Raw genomic sequence first — 18,167 nt, 5'->3', positions numbered from 1 at the left:
AGTTCAAACGGGATCGCTCTCAACTGTATTCTGTGATGGCTAATTTAGCACAATCTCAGTCTAATTTATTTCAATCTCAGGCTAATTTAGCGGACAGTCAATCCCGAATGTATGGCGTGATGGAAAATTTAGATGAGCGACAGGAACAACTTTCTCAGGGACAGGAGCAACTGTCTAACCGACAGGGTGAGATTGTATAAATTCTGAAGTTATTGACTAAATCTAATTAAGATGCGCGAACCACTAGCCTAAGCATTTAGCTATCAGTAATCAGCTATCAGCTATCAGCCTATGGCCTACAGATGGTGCTACTGTTCGCGCAGCGTGCCCGTAGCGCAATTGGTGCTTTTGAAGAAAATAAGCTGACCGCTGACCGCTGACCGCTGACTGCTGATAGCTCTTGAAAAAACACTAAACACTATTGCAGTAAATGACAAATTCAGACCAGTTTGATACCCGTTTTAACCGTTTACTAACTGCTATTGAGCGCATCGACCAACAGATTGAACGGATCAGCCAACAGCTCGAAGAGCTTCGTCAAAGAACCGATTCTAATGCTCGTGCTATCGACGCTCTAACCGATACTGTCAGTGAATTGAAACGCGATCGCTCTCGACTGTATTCTGTGATGGCCGATTTAGCAAACTCTCAGTCTAATTTAGCTCAAAGTCAATCCCGAATGTATGGCATAATGGAGAACTTAGATGAGCGACAAGAACAACTCTCTCAGCGACAGGAACAACTGTCTAACCGACAGGGGGAGATTGTAGAAATTCTGAAATTATTGACTAAATCTCAAGCAGGGTAAATCTAAGCTATCAGCCGTCAGGATTCAGCGGTCAGCTGAGGACTGATAGCTGATAGCTTAAGCAAAAATAGTGGGACGGTCACCGTAAGCTAAGGTGCCATAACGTTATTAGGAAACTGCCCAAGCACATTACCCGCAGGCCCATATTGGCAGACGACATAGAAGGCGTTATATTGTCTACCTTGAATAGTTTTGACGCCCTGGGCTGCACCACACCCTAATTGGGTACTATTCTTCCATACCACCTGAGTAAAATGCCCGGTCTTTCCAGAAAACCCTGGATTGGCATAGTCATAGTCAGAAACCTCTTGGTACCAGTTAGTCACTGCTTGGTTCCCTAGGGTAGCTGTGTCTACAGACGATGCTGTGGTATAGGAGACAAAGAGATTTTCTCCCACATTGGTTTTACTGTGTTGGAAAATGCCATTGCTTGCCAGATGATTCGCCCAGCTTTGAGCACTGTTGTTGAGAGAACTACTCAGGGTCATATTAGGACTATGATGGGTGCTCCGATAAGTATTGTGCTTAGACAAACTTGTGCTGCGCAATGTACTTAAGTTTATTCCTCTTTGCCCCATAACTGAGTTACTATTGATTATCCCCAAAGGAATTATCGTTGCCAAGCCGACATAAACAACCCTCAAGAATTGCTTCCGATTCATGGACTTACTCCTGACTAGGTAGGGAAAAAATTTTTATGTCTCATGTCACAAACCAATAGACCTCTATGCAGCAAATAAAGTTCCACATTGTCGGATGTTTCTGGCGAAATATAAGTTAACATCCAAAACACTGATTCTGCCGTTGATTACGTTACAAAACTATAAAAATTTTTTCGACTATTACAGGGAATATCAAGGCTTTCAGCGTGTTAAGAAATGTTTGGCCAGCAGTATCAATTTTGGCGTTGCTGAATTAAGGAATGAATCCGCGATCATCTGGTTTTATTAAAGCCCCCTAAATCCCCCGAGCGAGGGATTGCTCGCTGGGGGGCTAGGGGGGCGAAACCATACCCAGAATCAGCAACGCCATTCATTTTGCCTGTTCGGGGATCTTTTGGTGCGGGCATCCTGCCCACTCTACGAATATTCATTCAAAGACCCCGAGGCAGTCGAACAGGATTTCCCAAGCAGTAATGGAGGTCAGTGGAAAACCCGCTGCTTCCGCAAAACCCAGGGATTTCGGCTTTTTCCCGACAATCCGCTCATCAACGGCATGGAGCTCGGAGTTGGTGCCCGGTCGAGTGATATCACCGGCATAATAGACTTCATCACCTACTTTAAATTTACTGACATCGCTGCCAACTTCTCGAACAACACCTGCCGCATCATAGCCAATGATCTTGGTACCCTTTTCCGGTGCCATCTTGGCGCGCACTTTCACGTCCACAGGATTGACCGAAATTCCCCGAACCTCCACCAACAGGTCATGTGCCCCTAATTCCGGTGTTTCGGTTTCAAATTCGATCAGCGCGTCTGGTGCAGTGATTGGTCCAGGCTGATTATATCCTATGGCTTTCATATCTTGGTTTTCCTTTTATGATCAATGCCGCCGATTCGATTGTATTGCAGTTTTTAGTTGAAAACTGCCGCACTGCCCACCCTACATCAACTTATGGGAAAACTTGGGAGAAAGCCTGTGATTATCATCCGGATGCTAACAAGCTTGATGATTTGGCACGATTGTTGTCGGAGAACAGATGATGGTTGAGAGTTAAGTTTATGACTCTATTCAATTAGTTTGTGAAAGTATAAATATTGAATTATATTAGTTTTTTTTATGTAGATCAGTAGGTAAAAAACGATCTATTTATTCATCTGATAAAGTCATTTCTTCTCCTTGATTAATTTTTCCATTTTGATTGAGAGCCTTTCCAGCTTGGATATATGCTTTTGCATTTGTTCTGGGTGCATTTTTGTAAATCAGGTTTAATTGTTGTTGTAATTCATCTCGTTGAGTCTTAATATCATCAACTTTGATAATTCCTGACTTTATATCTGCTAGTAATGAAATATATAGTTCTCGGATATTCCAGAGTTGGTGAGCAGCTACTGCATGGTCTTTTGAAGATTTTTGTAGATCATAATCTTTTGTATAAATTTGAATAACCAATAAAATTGTTGATAATATAGCAGCAACAATAGTACCCATATCATGATTTTGAAAAATACTGATCAACAAACTTGTCGTAACTAAAGCAGATAAGATAATTTCACTTATTTTTAGTCTATCTAGGTTATCTTTATAAAGATTCGAGCATTTTTAATGAATTTTTTGAGTCCAAACAACACGCCCAAAACATTCACGAATTTGAGACTCTAAAATCTTAACTGCATTAGAATATTCATTCTGGGAATGATGTTCCATAAATTTCTCTCCATTTTTGTATTGCAGAATAATTCCTATTCTTTAATTGATATTTTATGGCTTCTAATGTAATTAGATAGCACTGTTTAGCCTTGTACTCAAACTTTCCTTTTCTGTAAATATGTTGATTACTACCCACAGCAGACCAGTATTTTTGAGTTTGAGTTTGATTTGATAAATATTTTAAAAAATCTCTACTCATCAAGTCATAGAAAATATAAGATTGATATTTATATTGCAAACTTCTCAAGAAATTATTAGCTAAAGTATCAATTAAAAGCCCTCCCATTGGGACATTCCATTCTTTTTTCCATGCTCTTGCCATTCTACATAAGTTAATCAAGTTTCCATTCATTAATTTATCATTCTCTTTAATAGTTTTAATTTCTGGTCTAGGATTAGTATTTTTCCAACTTCCTCCATTATTAGAATCTGGATAACGAAAACTACTGTCCTTACATTCAAAAGCAGGAACAACTTCAAATTTTATCCCATCTGTGAATTGAATTACTACTACTTGTCCATCTCCACCTATATCGGTTCTAGAATAGGTGGCTTGTAATGATTTTTTTACGGATTGTAAAAGTGCTGATTGACCATTAGATTGGTAACTATTATATTGACGATATAAATCAGGAGGCAAAATAAATATAATGTCTAAATCGCTAAAACCTTTAACGGCTGTTCCTCTACCATAAGATCCTACATAAATACTATGTTTTACTTGATAATTAATTTTCCAAAAGTCTAGATTTAGCCTTTGAGTTATCCGTTCATAACGGTCTGAAATTGTGCTGCGAGTACTCTGTGGAACCTTTAAATTGTTGCAAAGGTTATTGAATTGATTAGCTACAGACATTGAATCAGTCCCCCGAATACTATTCATATCTTCAGCAGTCAATATTTGCCAAGCCAAAATACTAAATAATTCCTTAGCTCTACTGTTGATCCCTTGGCAATCCATTATTTAGGTTGGCAATAGAAGCCTCATAAATTATAAGGAATCTATCATGACATTACCAAATACACCCCTATATTATAACAAATTATCCTAATGGTTTACCCCACCACTTCCAATACTCCTTATTAAACGGCGATTTCCACCTTTGAATCAATGCCTGTTCAAGCGCTGCCGTGCCTTCCTATCTGTTGCGTATCCCACGCTGTATTCACAAAGGTTTCAAGTTGATGCTTTCGGTTCATGATGATGTAGTTATCGATGTAGGTTTATTGGTGACAAATTAAGAATGAATGCAATTTGTCACCAATGATCGGGAATTGGGAATTTGGTCACCTGGGTTCGCACCTTCTCAGTTGCTTAGGGTGCATTAGGGACGGACTCGCTCTGACTTCCTCCTATCAAGTCTTGGGAAAAACCCTCTAGTAACGCACCACTTTATCTTCATGCCTTGATTCAGCAACAATGAAAGGGAAAGCGATCGCGTGTTATCGAATTTCAGTAATCAGGGTTCAGTTAATGGGATCAAGGTTTAACCAGGGGAGTAAATTTAAGTTCCATAGCATAACCAGCACTAGCTGCTAATTTGGCAAGGGTTTGCAATTTGGGAACTTGTTTTCCCGATTCAATTCTTGCTAATTGAGATTGCTTCATACCTAAGCGCTGAGCAAATTCTCGTTGAGTTAGACCAGTAGCAGCTCTGATGGCAATAACCTGACTAGCAATATTAAACTCAAATTCTAGAGCTTCATACTCGGCTTTAACTTCTGGATTTGCTAGAACTTGCGATCGAACATCATCCCACTTAATTGTCTTTGCACTCATTTTTTCTTCCTCCTATTTTGGCACTTACTTTGCCGATTGCTCAATTAATTATTTTCCTGTGCTAAAAATTCCGCTCTACGAGATTCGGCAATTTCAATTTCTTTGGCTGGTGTTTTCTGAGTCTTTTTCTGAAAACCATGCAGTAAAATGAAACGCCTACCTGTATAAGCAAAATAAAAAATTCTATAAATATTTGTTTTCTGTTCTACACGAATTTCAAATAGCTTCGAGTTTTTTATGGGACGCACATGGGGCATTCCTAAAGAAATACCATGTTCCTGGAGAAGTTTAAATATACGAGCAAATTTGGCCTGTACCTTAGTGTCTTGTTCAAAGAACCAATCTAAGGGAGGGGAACTACCATTTGCTAATTGGTAAAACTCAACTTTCCATTGCAAAATTTTAACTATTGCTAGTTTGATAACACTAATGTTATCAAACTTTGCCATACTATGTCAACTAGGAAGTTTCACCTTACTTAGAATTGGGGGATTAGGGGGCGTTGCGTCAGTCCCCCAGATTCATCCTTTGGTGGGCAGTGCCTAAAACAAGTGTACCCAAGCAAATCAATCTCACGGCGGCACTGCCCACCCTACTCTTTCTGTGATTAATCCTTTGGTGGGCAGTGCCTAAAACAAGTGTACCCAAACACATCAATCTTACTGCTGCACTGCCCACCCTACTACTTTGGTGGGCAGTGCCTAAAAACGCGATGCTCGGTACGAGCCGCTACGCGATCGCAAGCACATCAATCTCACGGCGGCACTGCCCAGCCTACTATTTTCTGTGATTAATCCTTTGGTGGGCAGTGCCTAAAACAAGTGTACCCAAGCAAATCAATCTAACGGCGGCACTGCCCACCCTATTTTATCGTAGCGATAACGTTCTGATCACCACTTAAGGATTTTGTATATTATCATGGGTAGCACTATCACTAGTGATCTACCTCCTTGAATAGGTGGTGAGGATTTCCCGGAGCAATAGAACTTGGATGAACTTGGGTCTTGGACAAACGATCGGTGGACGCTATAAAATTATTCGTCAACTGGGACAAGGTGGATTTGGTCAGACTTTCGTAGCTGAAGACCAACACTTGCCTGGTGAGAATCAGTGTGTGGTTAAGCAGCTCAAGCCAGTAGCCACGGATACCTTGACATTGCAGACCGCTAGGCGACTGTTTGAGACAGAAGCCAAAATACTACACCAGTTGGGAAGTAATGAGCAAATTCCCCAGCTTTTTGCGTATTTTGAAGAAAATAAAGACTTCTATCTGGTGCAGGAATTGATTGAAGGGGAAGACCTCAGCCAGGAACTTGTACCAGGAACCCAGGTCAATGAACATCAGGTGATTTCCCTGTTGCAGGAAATCCTGGAAGTTTTAGAATTTGTTCATCAACGGCATATTATTCACCGAGATATCAATCCTCAAAACATCATTCGGCGTAAATCAGATGGCAAATTAGTACTGATTGACTTCGGTGCGGTTAAACAAGTGAGTACTCAGATCCTGGAAGGGGGCAACACTGGCTTTACGGTTGCTATTGGTACTCCTGGCTATCGACCGAGTGAACAAGCCAATGGTTACCCGCAATTAAGCAGTGATATCTATGCTGTCGGGATGATCGGGATTGTTGGTTTAACCGGTTTACGTCCTCACCAATTGCCCCTTCACCCTGATACAGGGGAAATCACCTGGCATAACCAGATATCAGTAAGTGCTGAATTAGCCGATAGTTTAGATAAAATGGTGTGCTATGATTTCCGAGAGCGTTACCAATCAGCTACCTTAGCCTTACAAGCACTGACTACTATAACTAGTAATAAAACTAGTAATAATAACATAAATACTAACACTACTAAAACTGGCGCTACCTTAGTGTTGGGAATTGCGTCATCTATACAACCCCTGCTCCCTAAACCGCAACGATTCAGACTAAAACGGTACCAAGTGTTAATGTACACCGGGGTGATTGGATTGGGGTTTGCGGCAACGGTTTTTATGGTGAAAGCATTCAGGGGAGCTAATGCGACGGATTGGTATAACCGGGGCGAAACGTTTTTAGAATTGAAGCGCTATGAACAGGCTCTGAACGCTTATAATCGAGCTGTGGAAATCCGAGGGGAATATGCTCCAGCTTGGCAAGGTCAGGGCAAGACCTTGTTTGCACTAAAGTACTATGAAGAAGCTCTAAACGCTTACGACCAAGCGATTCAAATTGAGCCGGATTATAGTGCAGCTTGGAAGGGTAGGGGTAAAACCTTGGAGCAGTTGAAGCGTTATGACGCAGCAATTAAAGCGTTTAATAGCGCCCTGGAACTCCAGCCCAATGACTTGGATGCTTGGATTAGTCTTGGTAATGTCCAGGTTAAGTCCAAGAATTATTTTGATGCGATCGCATCCTTTGACAAAGCCCTTAAACTCAAACCCGATTCTTACCAAGCTTGGTATAGACGGGGCTGGGCATTACATAATTTGCGTCAATATAAAGCAGCGGTACAATCCTACGACCGAGCCTTAGACTACAAACCTAATTCCGCTGAAGCCTGGTATCAGCGGGGTAATGACTTGAGCAATTTGCAAAAGTATAAAGATGCAGCCAAGTCTTATCAGCAAGCTGTTCAATTCCAGCCCAACTTCTACCAAGCTTGGTATAGCTGGGGCAATACCTTAAATAAATTACGGAAATACCAAGAAGCCTTAGGGTCCTTTGAGCAAGCCGTTAAACTCCAGCCTAATTCCTATCAAGCCTGGTACAGTCGCGGTTGGACACTCCATCAAGTCCAGCGATATGAAGATGCCCTGGAAGCTTACTACAAAGCCATTAAACTACAATCCAAGCCTTACCAAGCTTGGTACAGTCGAGGCAATACCTTCTATAAATTGGAACGATATAAAGATGCGATCGCATCTTACCAACAAGCAGTTAACTATAAACCTGACTACAGCCAAGCCTGGTATAGCCTAGGCAATGCATTAGTTAAAGTCAACCAGTATAAAAAAGCGATCGCTGCTTATGATAAAGCAGTGCGCTACCAGCCAAACTACCGAGACGCTATCAAAGCACGGGATTGGGCAAATCGGGCATTGGAAGCAGAGATTAGGGAACAGGAAACAGGGAATCGGGAATCGGGAATCGGGAATCGGGAATCGGGAATCGGGAATCGGGAATCGGGAATAGGGAATAGGGAATAGGGAATAGGGAAAGAGAGGGAGGTGTGGGTAGTGTGGGAGGTGTGGGTAGTGTGGGGAGTGTGGGATGTTTGGGGCTTCGGCGCGGGGAGTGTCAAGATGAATCTTAACTGGGTTCAGTAGGAATAGCAAGTAGGGTGGGCAGTGCTTCACAGAGATTCATTTGCTAACCATAGAATTGCTAGGCACTGCCCACCAGCTGATGGGTGCATGTCAGTTTTGTTAATCCCTGATTCAGATCCCCCATTATCCCCCTTAATAAGGGGGACTTTTCAATCTAATTCCCCCCTTTTTTAAGGGGGGTTAGGGGGGATCTATGTACCTAATTACAAATTTGACATGCTCCCCTAGCTGTTCCCTTTGCTATTACATATTAAGTAGCTTCGGTAGAGCCGATATTATCTAATTCTCCATCTGATTGAGCCAGATAAATCCCAGATAATACGATTATAAACGTCAAGCCATTTAACCAACTCAATTTTTCTGCAAAAATTAGCCAGGCAAATAATGCTGCAATCATGGGTTCCAGCAATAGGATGAGAGAGACAAAGCTAGATGAAAATTGTTTGAGACTATAGAATAATGCACCCAATCCAATTATAGAGCCACAAAGTCCTAGGCCAATAACAGCAGACCATGATGAAAAGGAAGCAGGAAATAGTCTATCTTCAAATAGCAATGTTAATGGTAACAACAATAGGCCACCCAAGGTATAAAGCCATAGTAAAATTGTGCTTGTGTCAAATTTTACTCGGAGATTCTCTGTTACCAAAAGTGTAGCCGCATAGAAAAGGGCAGATAGTAATGCAACGCTGTCCCCTATCAATGTATCTCGATCGATATGAAAATCGTTAAAACCAATTAAGAACGTTCCTCCTAGAGCCAGCATCATGCCGATTAGGAAGCGACGATTAAAGGATTGGCTTAACAGTAACCATCCGCCGACAGCTGCAAAGATAGGAGTGGTGTTGTGGAGAAGATTAGAATTAGCAACACTTGTTTTTGTCAGAGACCAAGCCCACGTCACTAGGCAAATTGAATCTAAGCTAGCAACAAGAAATAAGGAGAAAAAATCCTTTACAGTATAAGCCTTGTTATCAGTGTTATCAGTAGTAGATAAGCGTCCGCTGTGCTTATCCCAAAGTAGTTTGATAACCTTGCCAAGGCCCAACGCTAGGCTGGCAATCCAAAACCGATTAAATATTGTTCCATAAGGGCCCATATCATGTTCTGTTATGCGAGTCAGAATTGGTGAAGACGATAGGGCAAAAATGGCAATTGCTAAGGAAGAAGATCCCCAGATTGCAGAACTTTTAGTAGACATGATCAACTTCCTTAATTAGGGATTATATAGTGGTTGTAAACAGTTGTTTTAAACGATTTGAGGTAGATAATCCTGAATTTTAGACAACAGGAAATAGCGGATCACCAGAAAAGTGGATCACCAGAACCTATAAAAGGATATAGGGAATAGCGAACCAAAAAAAATGATGTGTACCTCCTAATTAAGAAAAGTTCTATAAAAAGGGTTAAGTACATCATCAGTATAAACTATGGCGAGTAGCCATGGTTTATCTAATTTGATAGGAAGAGAAGTACAGCTTAAGACATAGTTTTCTTATTGAAAGGGGACAGGTAGCTTTGGATCAGGAAGCATAAGATATCTTAAGCTTTGCTTCCACTCCTATATCTGTAAAAGTATCATAGGATAAACCCATCTTGTCAATCAACCACGGGTACTTTTCAATAAACCTGGCCTTATGGCGATAGTTGACAATATATTTTATACATATAGTGTTTATTTGATGGTAAAAACATTATAGATAGGAATTAACAAAATTAGATCCGTTTACCCTGCAAAATACCATTTAATATAGAGGCTAATCCAGATTCATTGGCTGACCATAGGATTGCTAGGCACTGCACACCTTACGATTAATCACTATTCCCGATGCCCGATTCCCTGATTCCCGATGCCCGATTCCCGATGCCCGATGCCCGATGCCCGATGCCCGATTCCCGATTCCCGATTCCCGATTCCCGATTAACCGTTACAGAAAGCGCAACACAGACCATCAGCCTTCTGTTGTCGATTAGCTTAGGAATAAGCAATACAGAGGGCAAATCAAATGAACAAATTACTTAGACTATTCCTCCTTTCCGGAATGGTCGCTATCTTGGCACAGCTAACAACAGCTTGCCACAATCAGCGTTCAGCCCAAGAATCAGAAAAAAGCTCTAATCTACCTGTAGCGCAAGACGTAGAACGTGACCAAAGACAGCGCCAATCAGAACTTATGGAATCAGCCCAGGTCGGGAGGTCGGCGGATAGTGTTATTCAGAATTTCTCTAACAGAGGTTTGAAACCCCGAGCCCCAAGGCCACTCTCCCATAGCCCAAATGCCGCCTTTAAACAAGTTCCTAGTCGCTCAATTCCAGAGCAAGCTATCCCAGAAGTCAGCAACAGAGAAAACTATAGTCCCATTGATGAGAACGCCTTTAAGAGAGTAAAGCATAATCCTCTCTCTACCTTTGCTATTGATGTTGATACCGCCTCCTACAGCAATCTTCGTCGTTTCCTTAATAACGGTCAACTCCCCCCTACTGATGCCATCCGTATCGAAGAATTAATTAACTACTTTAACTACGACTATCCCGAACCAGAAAGCGATCGCCCTTTCTCGATTACCACAGAAATTTCTCAAGCTCCTTGGAATCCCACTCACCAATTAGTTCACATTGGTATCCAAGGGGAAAAGATGGCCATTGAAGATTTACCTCCCAGCAATCTTGTCTTTTTGCTGGATGTCTCCGGTTCTATGAATAGTCCCAATAAGCTTCCCCTGCTCAAAGATGCCTTTCGGATGCTTGTCAATGAATTGAGAGAAGAAGACCAGGTTAGTATTGTCGTCTATGCTGGCGCTGCGGGCGTGGTTTTACCTCCTACTCCAGGCAACCAGAAAGATAAAATCTTAACAGCTATTGAGAATCTCAATGCCGGAGGGTCTACTGCTGGGGGAGCAGGAATTAAACTGGCTTATAAACTCGCCCAGAATAATTTTATTAAATCAGGAAATAACCGAGTTATTCTCGCAACCGACGGAGACTTTAATGTCGGAGTTTCCAGTGATACCGAATTAGTTAAACTAATTGAACAGAAGCGAAAAAAAGGAGTTTTCATAACCGTATTAGGATTTGGTACCGGTAATTTACAAGACTCCAAGATGGAGAAAATTGCTAATAAAGGAAATGGCAATTATGCTTATATTGATAACGAGTTAGAAGCTAAGAAAGTCCTGGTTAACGAAATCGGAGCAACTCTACTCACTATTGCCAAAGATGTTAAGATTCAAGTAGAGTTTAATCCTGCCAAAGTCCAAGCCTATCGTTTGATTGGTTATGAAAATCGACGGCTGAAGGATGAAGAGTTTAATGATGATACTAAAGATGCCGGAGAATTAGGAGCTGGGCATACGGTCACAGCACTGTATGAAATTATTCCTGTGGGAGCGAAAACTAATGTCAAATTACCAGATATTGACCCTCTGAAATATCAATCCAATGCTGCTTCAACAACCAATTCCAAAGAATTAATGCAGGTCAAGTTACGTTACAAAGAACCTGATGGTAACACCTCTCAACTCCTCACCTATCCCTTGGTTGATAAAGCAGTCAAGCTAGACGATGCTTCCGATAACTTTAAGTTTTCCGCTGCCATTGCCAGTTTTGGTATGGTGTTAAGAGATTCTCCTTACAAAGGTAAAGCTAGTTTTGACCAAGCATTAACATTAGCAAAAGAATCCGAAGGGGTAGATTTAGAGGGTTATCGAGCTGAGTTTATTGATTTGGTTGAGAGTGCGCAGGAAATAGGAGATAGGGAATCGGGAATCGGAACCCACCCCTAACCCCTCCCAGGAGGGGAACGGGAATCGGGAATCGGGAAGAAGTAGTTTTCGATGAACAGGAGACAGCTTGGGATTGGTGATCAGACCGACCGGCCCTGCATCCAACACTATGGCTCCCCTCACCAAGTTACACCCTTCATCTCAATTGGGAATAACTCACGCTCCGAGAGTCGATCCTGATCCAATGCATGGATCAAGTACTGACCTGTTTCTTGTTGCTCTTCAATATCCTCATCATCAATCCAGGACTGAAGCAGATTAACCGCTTCAGCTTGCTTTTGCCTTACCAGAATAGAGTTTTCCAAATCTCCCTATCTCCCCATCTCCCCATCTCCCCGCGCCCCTTGAATTCCCTGCACCCTGTATTCCATAGCTGACAATTTGGGAACTCTAGCTTTAGGACTGTATTCAGCAGTATAGCAGTTCTCAATTAGGTGAAGTACTTTCGTCTTGGGTTTGAGGGAGCTTCCGAGCTGGGAGTAGGGAAAGACAGGGAAGTGTGGGAGGTATGGGAGATGTGGGGAGATGGTAACGCGCTATAGCAATACGGATTTAATCTACCGTTTACCATACTTATGAGGTACACAGGATTTTATCCCGATTCCCGATTCCCGATTCCCGATTCCCTACTCCCTACTCCCTACTCCCTACTCCCTATTCCCTAAAATTGTGTACCTCACCTTAAAAGCGATGTAAATCTTACCAGAGGAAATTAGCCCAAATGTCGGTTATCGATACAGATCAGGGTCGCAAATTTATTACCACTGAACCGATCACAGAAAGTGAAGAAACAGGAAAACAAAGAGTGTGGGATGCCACTCGCAGTGCTTTTTCAGAACGCAATTGTATTGGCTACTGGCGCTATCCTATTTTTTCTAAAGTAGGGGAAATCTCTAAAGAGCCTGATATTTTAATTGCTGATCAAGACCTTGGTCTAGTAGTAATTGAAATCCAATCTATCACCATTGATCAAATCATTACTATTGATGGTGATCAGTGGCAACTCCAAAACTGTTCCACCACTGAAGCACATCCCTACCAACAAGCTGAACATCAGTTAAAAGCAATACTCGCCTTTTGCGATCGCGAACCTGCTATTTGGCGCAAAGTTACCGGTAGGGCGATGATTGCTCTTCCTCTAATTACTCAAGAACAATGGCAACACCACGGTTTTGACCAACTGCCAGACTGTCCTCCCATTATCTTCCAAGACCAACTCGGTAAAGTTGGCTTCCTAGAGTGTATTCAAGAAAGTGAATCAGTGATACCAGGAGAAGACATAGATGATCAGCAGTGGAAGTTACTTTTAGCCGTGATCAGCGGAGCACCTATTTTCCGTAAACCTCTGCGTAGCCTAGTCTCTACCGAAGGCAAAACGCGCGCTAATGTTGTAGCCGCTTACTCCCAACAACTCTACGAATTAGATATGCAGCAGGAACACATTGGAAAAGAAATCCCTCCTGGGTTTCAGCGGCTGCGGGGGATTGCGGGGTCAGGAAAAACAGTGCTGCTATGCCAAAAAGCTGCTCATATGCACTTGAAGCACCCAGACTGGACGATTGGGTTAGTGTTTTTTAGTCGCACCCTCTACGACTTAATGATTGGGTTAGTGGATCGATGGCTGCGTCGTTTCAGCAATGGTGATATCCAGTATGACCACAAGACTAACCACAAACTGCGAGTGCTTCATGCTTGGGGAGCTAAGGATCAGCCTGGTTTATACAGCACAATTTGCCAGTTAAATGGGGCTAGACCCAAATCCGCTCGGGATACTCGGGAAAGACAGCCCAATCGTGGTTTAGCAGAACTTTGTAAACGGCTATCGGAAGAAATCAACATTGAACCCTGCTTTGATGCTATTTTAATTGATGAAGGACAAGACTTAGTTACTGAAGATTATTTAAAATTCCAGGGCAAACAAGCAATTTATTGGCTAGCTTATCAAGCCTTACGACCCGTTAACCCAGAACAGCCAGAACAACGGCGCTTAATCTGGGCTTATGACGAAGCTCAAAGCCTAGACACCTTAAAAATCCCTACCACAAAAGAACTGTTAGGTGAAAATCTCAGCCGACTTTTGTCACAAGGACCACAATACCCCGGTGGTATTAAAAAATCTGAAGTTATGCGGCGCTGCTACCGCACTCCTGGCTCAATTCTCACCGCTGCTCATGGGCTCGGAATGGGGTTGCTACGTCCTGAGGGCATGCTAACTGGAATTACCAGAAAGGAAGATTGGGAAAAAATTGGTTATGAAGTCAAAGGTAACTTTATTCCCGGTCAACAAATCACCATCCATCGTCCAAAAGAAAACTCCCCCAATCCAGTTCCTGAATTGTGGAGCGCACCAGTATTAGACTTTGAAACCTATGGCTCTCGTCAGGAAGAAATGAGTGCTTTGGCGGATAAGATTATGCATAATCTGGTTGATGATGACCTGAAAGCCAGTAAAGAAATCTTAGTGCTAGTTTTAGGGTCCACTTCCGAAGCAATTGAATTAGAAAATCATGTCGCTGTTGTTTTGATGGAGCAAGACATTGATATTTATATTCCCACGGCATTGGAGTTGAATGAACTAAAGCCTCAATGGCCCCACGTTGATCGCGATCGCTTCTGGAAAGATGGTGGAGTAACCATATCTCGTGTGCCCCGTGCTAAGGGTAATGAAGCGGATATGGTGTATGTGGTCGGTGTTGATAATGTTGCCAGGAAAGAGAGTGATGTCAGTTTGCGTAACCAGCTATTTGTGGCATTAACTAGGGCGCGGGGCTGGGCAAGTGTCAGTGGAGTGGGTGACTATCCCATGTATAGCGAAATCCGCCAGGTCATTGAGAGTGGCGATACCTTCACCTTTACCTACAAGCGACCTCTGAAGCGGGATATTGGTGACCTTGAAGAAGGTTAACCGTCACAACTGTTGAACTTCCGAATAGGGAACAGGAATCCTTAAGCTATCAGCTATCAGCTATCAGCTATAGCGCTACGCGCAAGTCAGAAGTCAGAAGTCAGAAGTCAGAAGTCAGAAGTAAGCTATGACTAAGTTTCGGAGTTTAGGAATGTCCTAATCTTAATGCGTAGTGCTATACCAGCTTTGGAATAAGCGATGCAGAGGTGCGACCCGTGGCGAATTTAATTCGCCTACGGAAAACGCACCATTACGGTCTTGGGGGTTTCCCCCACTCGCGCTTTGCATCAAGACAACAAGTAAGCATTGGAATAATGCTGAGTTACCTCCCAGCGTCGTTCGCACAGCGTGGCCATTCGCGTAGCGTGGCCAAAGCCTGTGCCACAAGGCTGACGGCACCTCAAGTAGCGTGAGCTTTTAGCTGACGGCTGAATGCTTACCTAAAGGTTGCTCAATGATGGCGTAAGGTCGTGATTGCTCCTAAGGTTGATTAGGAATAGTGCTATCTTTGACCCAACTTGGTATTAAGAAATATCCCATGCGAATTTTACAAATCGTCCCGTCGATTTCCCTGGTATATGGTGGTCCGAGTCAAATGGTAAAGGGACTATCTCAGGCTCTGGCATCTCAAGGGGTAGAAATTACAGTACTAACTACTAACTCTAATGGGGATGCTGGTCAACCCCCTTTGGATGTACCCCTGGATCAACCAGTAGAACAGGATGGTTATCAGATCAGATACTTCCGTTGCTCTCCCTTTCGCCGCTATAAATTTTCCCTGGGCTTATTACGCTGGCTATGGCAACACGCCTCAGAATTTGACCTTGCCCATATCCATGCCTTATTTTCCCCAGTCAGTACAGCAGCGGCTACCATCGCCCGAAAACAGGGATTACCCTACCTATTGCGTCCCTTAGGTACCCTTGACCCAGCGGATTTGCGGAAGAAACAACAGCTAAAGCGGATCTATGCCGCACTGTGGGAGAAACCGAATTTAGCTGGAGCAGCTGGTATACACTTTACGAGTCCACAGGAAGCTAAGATTTCGGAACGTTTTGGGACAGCATCCCCTGATATCGTGATTCCCTTAGGAGTGACGCCGCCAATCCAGCAACAACTCGAGCAACAACAGGGGAGAGCACGTACTGAATTGAAGATTCCCCATGACCAGCCCTTAGTGTTGTTTATGTCTCGTATTGACCCGAAGAAAGGATTGGATTTACTTATCCCAGCTCTAGAAAAGCTATTAAACGAGGGACTCCAATTTCACTTTGTCTTGGCAGGAACTAATCCTCAAGACCCAAGTTATGAAAATAGTATCATAGAGCAGATCAAGGCTTCAACTCTATCATCAAATACTACCATTACTGGTTTCGTGACCGGTGACTTGAAAGCAGCATTGTTAAAGGATGCGGACGTATTTGTGCTGCCATCTTACTACGAAAACTTTGGGATTGCGGTAGCGGAAGCGATGGTGGCTGGGACAGCAGTGGTGATTTCTGACCAAGTCCATATTTGGGAAAACGTCAAAGATGCTGAAGCAGGATGGGTCAGTCCTTGCGAGGTTCAGGCTTTGACTAGACAGTTACGGGAAGCCCTTCAAAATCAGGATGAATGCCAACTGCGGGGAGTCAAGGCTCAGGACTATGCTTTAAAGCACTATAGTTGGAATGCGATCGCACAACAAATGATTCAGGTTTACCGTCAAATTAGTCATTAGTACCCCTACGGGTACTGTCAAATCCCCGATAAACCAAGCAAAATAGACTTATCAGCCAATTAACTAAAACAACAAAGAGCAATACACAAACGATACATGCAAATGGAACGTATTCAGGAAATTCCTACCTTTAAAATTAATGGTTTTGCTGCTCTGGTAGGGATTATTGCGATCGCTAGTTTTGGTGTGTGGTTAGGTAAAGGTCTAGTCGGGTTTTCCAATATCAACGACTTATTTCTCTATACCAACAACTTATTTGGTATTGGTCTAGTGATCGTAGCCTTGGTTGCCGTAAAAGGCTTTCTGACTGTGCAGCCTAACCAAGCCCGAGTGCTAGTGTTTTTAGGCAGCTACGTTGGTAGTGTCCGTACCTCTGGCTTTTGGTGGGTTAACCCTTTCGCCTCCAAGCAACTGGTTTCTCTACGAGTGCGTAATTTCAACAGTGAGAAGCTGAAGGTAAATGACGCGAAAGGGAACCCCATTGAGATTGCTGCGGTAGTTGTCTGGCGAGTTGTAGACTCAGCCAAAGCCACGTTTGACGTCAATTCCTATGTAGATTTTGTTGCCATCCAAAGTGAGACCGCTATCCGTGGTTTAGCCAGTCGCTATCCCTACGATACTAATCAAGAAAACCTAGCGTCACTAAGAGGCAGCCCCGAAGAGATTGCAGCAGCTCTCAAGGAAGAATTACAGGCTCGCTTGGAGGTGTCAGGTGTCGAGGTGATTGATAGTCGTATTTCCTATTTAGCCTACGCTCCAGAAATTGCCCAAGTCATGCTACGGCGTCAGCAAGCTCAAGCTATTATAGCAGCTCGTCAAGAAATTATCGAAGGTGCCTTGAGCATGGTGGAAATGTCCATCAAGCGGCTGAACGATCACCAAATTATTGAGCTAGACGAGGAAACAAAAGCAGCAATGATTAACAATTTGCTAGTGGTTTTGACTGCTGAGCAAAATATACAACCTGTGGTCAATACTGGTAGTCTTAAACTCTAAGCTATCAGCAATCAGCGATCAGCTATAGCAGAAGTCAGAAGTCAGAAGTCAGAAGCGGTGCGACCCTGGTGATTAAAAATCACCATCAGAATGCGCACCAAGAGAGTCAAACTCTTGCGCTTACTTAGGTTTGAGACTTTTGTCATTTCCTAACTGCCCTGGCGACTGCTATATCAGCTGGGATACTCTTAAACCGTAATAAAACAGGATAAACCCGGATTAAACGGTCAAGGTGCAATGTATTGTTGCCTGAGTAAGGGGTGGTAAGCGCAGTAATTGGAGTTGAACCTCCCACCCATCTTTCTAGGCGTTCCTCACATCCCGGGGAGGAGTTGCTTGAAAGCCTTAGTTTTGCTATGTTTACAATCAAGGGGCGACCGATGAAGGCGCTCATAGAAGCGAAAGGGGTAAGAGCCTTTCCACGGTCAGGATTCAGGCCAAGTTCCCACCCAAAGGAGCGTATTGAGATGGATAACTCGGTGAAAACTAGGTT

At 43.0% G+C, this 18,167-nt stretch carries 17 protein-coding genes and 2 pseudogenes; 10 read left to right on the top strand and 9 right to left on the bottom strand.

What is annotated here, in order from left to right; all coding sequences use genetic code 11:
* A pseudogene (locus F6K57_RS27095) lies at window positions 1-200 on the top strand (hypothetical protein); the annotation flags it as partial.
* A gap of 230 nt (window positions 201-430) precedes the next feature.
* On the top strand, window positions 431-808 hold the full coding sequence (locus F6K57_RS27090) for a hypothetical protein (protein WP_293071573.1): 378 nt from the start codon (window positions 431-433) through the stop codon (window positions 806-808).
* An 89-nt stretch (window positions 809-897) separates the two neighbouring features.
* On the opposite strand, the gene F6K57_RS27085 is transcribed toward F6K57_RS27090, so the two are convergent.
* Together F6K57_RS27085 and F6K57_RS27080 are read right to left on the bottom strand one after the other, a co-directional pair.
* A complete protein-coding gene (locus F6K57_RS27085; RefSeq protein ID WP_293071572.1) occupies window positions 898-1,470 on the bottom strand; it encodes a CAP family protein in 573 nt (190 codons plus the stop codon).
* 427 nt (window positions 1,471-1,897) lie between these two features.
* Window positions 1,898-2,329, bottom strand: a complete 432-nt coding sequence (locus F6K57_RS27080; RefSeq protein ID WP_293071571.1) for an alcohol dehydrogenase catalytic domain-containing protein — start codon at window positions 2,327-2,329, stop codon at window positions 1,898-1,900.
* Window positions 2,330-2,346: 17 nt separating this feature from the next.
* Here F6K57_RS27080 and F6K57_RS27075 point away from each other — a divergent pair, with 17 nt between their 5' ends.
* Complete coding sequence (locus tag F6K57_RS27075) at window positions 2,347-2,511, top strand: hypothetical protein (RefSeq protein WP_293071570.1); 165 nt, start codon at window positions 2,347-2,349, stop codon at window positions 2,509-2,511.
* A gap of 106 nt (window positions 2,512-2,617) precedes the next feature.
* Here F6K57_RS27075 and F6K57_RS27070 read toward each other — a convergent pair.
* The 4 genes and pseudogenes from F6K57_RS27070 to F6K57_RS27055 form a co-directional block, all read right to left on the bottom strand.
* Window positions 2,618-3,058 (bottom strand): annotated as a pseudogene (locus tag F6K57_RS27070) (SLATT domain-containing protein); the annotation flags it as partial.
* 94 nt (window positions 3,059-3,152) lie between these two features.
* The gene (locus F6K57_RS27065) at window positions 3,153-4,139 is read right to left on the bottom strand and encodes a nucleotidyltransferase domain-containing protein (protein WP_293071569.1); all 987 of its coding nucleotides are present in this window, start codon (window positions 4,137-4,139) and stop codon (window positions 3,153-3,155) included.
* A 519-nt stretch (window positions 4,140-4,658) separates the two neighbouring features.
* On the bottom strand, window positions 4,659-4,958 hold the full coding sequence (locus tag F6K57_RS27060) for a helix-turn-helix transcriptional regulator (RefSeq protein WP_293071568.1): 300 nt from the start codon (window positions 4,956-4,958) through the stop codon (window positions 4,659-4,661).
* A gap of 44 nt (window positions 4,959-5,002) precedes the next feature.
* Window positions 5,003-5,407, bottom strand: a complete 405-nt coding sequence (locus F6K57_RS27055) for a type II toxin-antitoxin system RelE/ParE family toxin (RefSeq protein ID WP_293071567.1) — start codon at window positions 5,405-5,407, stop codon at window positions 5,003-5,005.
* Between the two features lie 176 nt (window positions 5,408-5,583).
* Here F6K57_RS27055 and F6K57_RS27050 point away from each other — a divergent pair, with 176 nt between their 5' ends.
* Window positions 5,584-5,748, top strand: coding sequence for a hypothetical protein (locus F6K57_RS27050; protein WP_293071566.1), 165 nt, complete (start codon window positions 5,584-5,586; stop codon window positions 5,746-5,748).
* A 171-nt stretch (window positions 5,749-5,919) separates the two neighbouring features.
* Window positions 5,920-8,151 carry a tetratricopeptide repeat protein gene (locus tag F6K57_RS27045; protein WP_364304269.1) on the top strand — a complete coding sequence of 744 codons (2,232 nt, stop codon included), beginning with the start codon at window positions 5,920-5,922 and terminating at the stop codon, window positions 8,149-8,151.
* Window positions 8,152-8,521: 370 nt separating this feature from the next.
* On the opposite strand, the gene F6K57_RS27040 is transcribed toward F6K57_RS27045, so the two are convergent.
* Entirely contained in the window at window positions 8,522-9,472 is a 951-nt protein-coding gene (locus tag F6K57_RS27040) for a DMT family transporter (RefSeq protein WP_293020463.1), read from the bottom strand.
* Between the two features lie 627 nt (window positions 9,473-10,099).
* Between F6K57_RS27040 and F6K57_RS27035 the strand changes: the two genes are divergently transcribed.
* Together F6K57_RS27035 and F6K57_RS27030 are read left to right on the top strand one after the other, a co-directional pair.
* Complete coding sequence (locus F6K57_RS27035) at window positions 10,100-10,294, top strand: hypothetical protein (RefSeq protein WP_293071565.1); 195 nt, start codon at window positions 10,100-10,102, stop codon at window positions 10,292-10,294.
* Entirely contained in the window at window positions 10,278-12,053 is a 1,776-nt protein-coding gene (locus F6K57_RS27030) for a VWA domain-containing protein (protein ID WP_293071564.1), read from the top strand. Before F6K57_RS27035 ends, F6K57_RS27030 begins: the two co-directional genes overlap by 17 nt.
* Window positions 12,054-12,172: 119 nt before the next feature.
* Here F6K57_RS27030 and F6K57_RS27025 read toward each other — a convergent pair whose 3' ends face one another.
* Window positions 12,173-12,358, bottom strand: coding sequence for a hypothetical protein (locus F6K57_RS27025; protein WP_293071563.1), 186 nt, complete (start codon window positions 12,356-12,358; stop codon window positions 12,173-12,175).
* A 416-nt stretch (window positions 12,359-12,774) separates the two neighbouring features.
* Between F6K57_RS27025 and F6K57_RS27020 the strand changes: the two genes are divergently transcribed.
* Window positions 12,775-14,958 (top strand): ATP-binding domain-containing protein, encoded by a 2,184-nt coding sequence (locus F6K57_RS27020; RefSeq protein ID WP_293071562.1) that lies wholly within the window; start codon window positions 12,775-12,777, stop codon window positions 14,956-14,958.
* Between the two features lie 162 nt (window positions 14,959-15,120).
* Here F6K57_RS27020 and F6K57_RS27015 read toward each other — a convergent pair whose 3' ends face one another.
* Entirely contained in the window at window positions 15,121-15,357 is a 237-nt protein-coding gene (locus F6K57_RS27015; RefSeq protein ID WP_293071561.1) for a hypothetical protein, read from the bottom strand.
* Window positions 15,358-15,496: 139 nt separating this feature from the next.
* On the opposite strand from F6K57_RS27015, the gene hpsP reads away from it, so the two are divergent.
* Together hpsP and F6K57_RS27005 are read left to right on the top strand one after the other, a co-directional pair.
* Window positions 15,497-16,678, top strand: a complete 1,182-nt coding sequence (hpsP, locus tag F6K57_RS27010) for a hormogonium polysaccharide biosynthesis glycosyltransferase HpsP (protein ID WP_293071560.1) — start codon at window positions 15,497-15,499, stop codon at window positions 16,676-16,678.
* A 102-nt stretch (window positions 16,679-16,780) separates the two neighbouring features.
* Entirely contained in the window at window positions 16,781-17,674 is an 894-nt protein-coding gene (locus F6K57_RS27005) for an SPFH domain-containing protein (RefSeq protein WP_293020454.1), read from the top strand.
* Window positions 17,675-18,167: the final 493 nt, after the last annotated feature.

This window comes from Moorena sp. SIO4A5 (genome assembly GCF_010672005.1).
Lineage (GTDB): Bacteria > Cyanobacteriota > Cyanobacteriia > Cyanobacteriales > Coleofasciculaceae > Moorena.
The sequence above is the reverse complement of the archived record's forward strand: the minus strand, read 5'-3'. Positions and strand labels throughout refer to the sequence as shown.

Bases quoted from the DNA above. Each gene is read 5' to 3' on its own strand.
- F6K57_RS27090 (WP_293071573.1), top strand. From the start codon at position 431: ATGACAAATTCAGACCAGTTTGATACCCGTTTTAACCGTTTACTAACT.
- F6K57_RS27085 (WP_293071572.1), bottom strand. From the start codon at position 1,470: ATGAATCGGAAGCAATTCTTGAGGGTTGTTTATGTCGGCTTGGCAACG.
- F6K57_RS27080 (WP_293071571.1), bottom strand. From the start codon at position 2,329: ATGAAAGCCATAGGATATAATCAGCCTGGACCAATCACTGCACCAGAC.
- F6K57_RS27075 (WP_293071570.1), top strand. From the start codon at position 2,347: ATGATCAATGCCGCCGATTCGATTGTATTGCAGTTTTTAGTTGAAAAC.
- F6K57_RS27065 (WP_293071569.1), bottom strand. From the start codon at position 4,139: ATGGATTGCCAAGGGATCAACAGTAGAGCTAAGGAATTATTTAGTATT.
- F6K57_RS27060 (WP_293071568.1), bottom strand. From the start codon at position 4,958: ATGAGTGCAAAGACAATTAAGTGGGATGATGTTCGATCGCAAGTTCTA.
- F6K57_RS27055 (WP_293071567.1), bottom strand. From the start codon at position 5,407: ATGGCAAAGTTTGATAACATTAGTGTTATCAAACTAGCAATAGTTAAA.
- F6K57_RS27040 (WP_293020463.1), bottom strand. From the start codon at position 9,472: ATGTCTACTAAAAGTTCTGCAATCTGGGGATCTTCTTCCTTAGCAATT.
- F6K57_RS27035 (WP_293071565.1), top strand. From the start codon at position 10,100: ATGCCCGATTCCCTGATTCCCGATGCCCGATTCCCGATGCCCGATGCC.
- F6K57_RS27030 (WP_293071564.1), top strand. From the start codon at position 10,278: ATGAACAAATTACTTAGACTATTCCTCCTTTCCGGAATGGTCGCTATC.
- F6K57_RS27020 (WP_293071562.1), top strand. From the start codon at position 12,775: ATGTCGGTTATCGATACAGATCAGGGTCGCAAATTTATTACCACTGAA.
- hpsP (WP_293071560.1), top strand. From the start codon at position 15,497: ATGCGAATTTTACAAATCGTCCCGTCGATTTCCCTGGTATATGGTGGT.
- F6K57_RS27005 (WP_293020454.1), top strand. From the start codon at position 16,781: ATGGAACGTATTCAGGAAATTCCTACCTTTAAAATTAATGGTTTTGCT.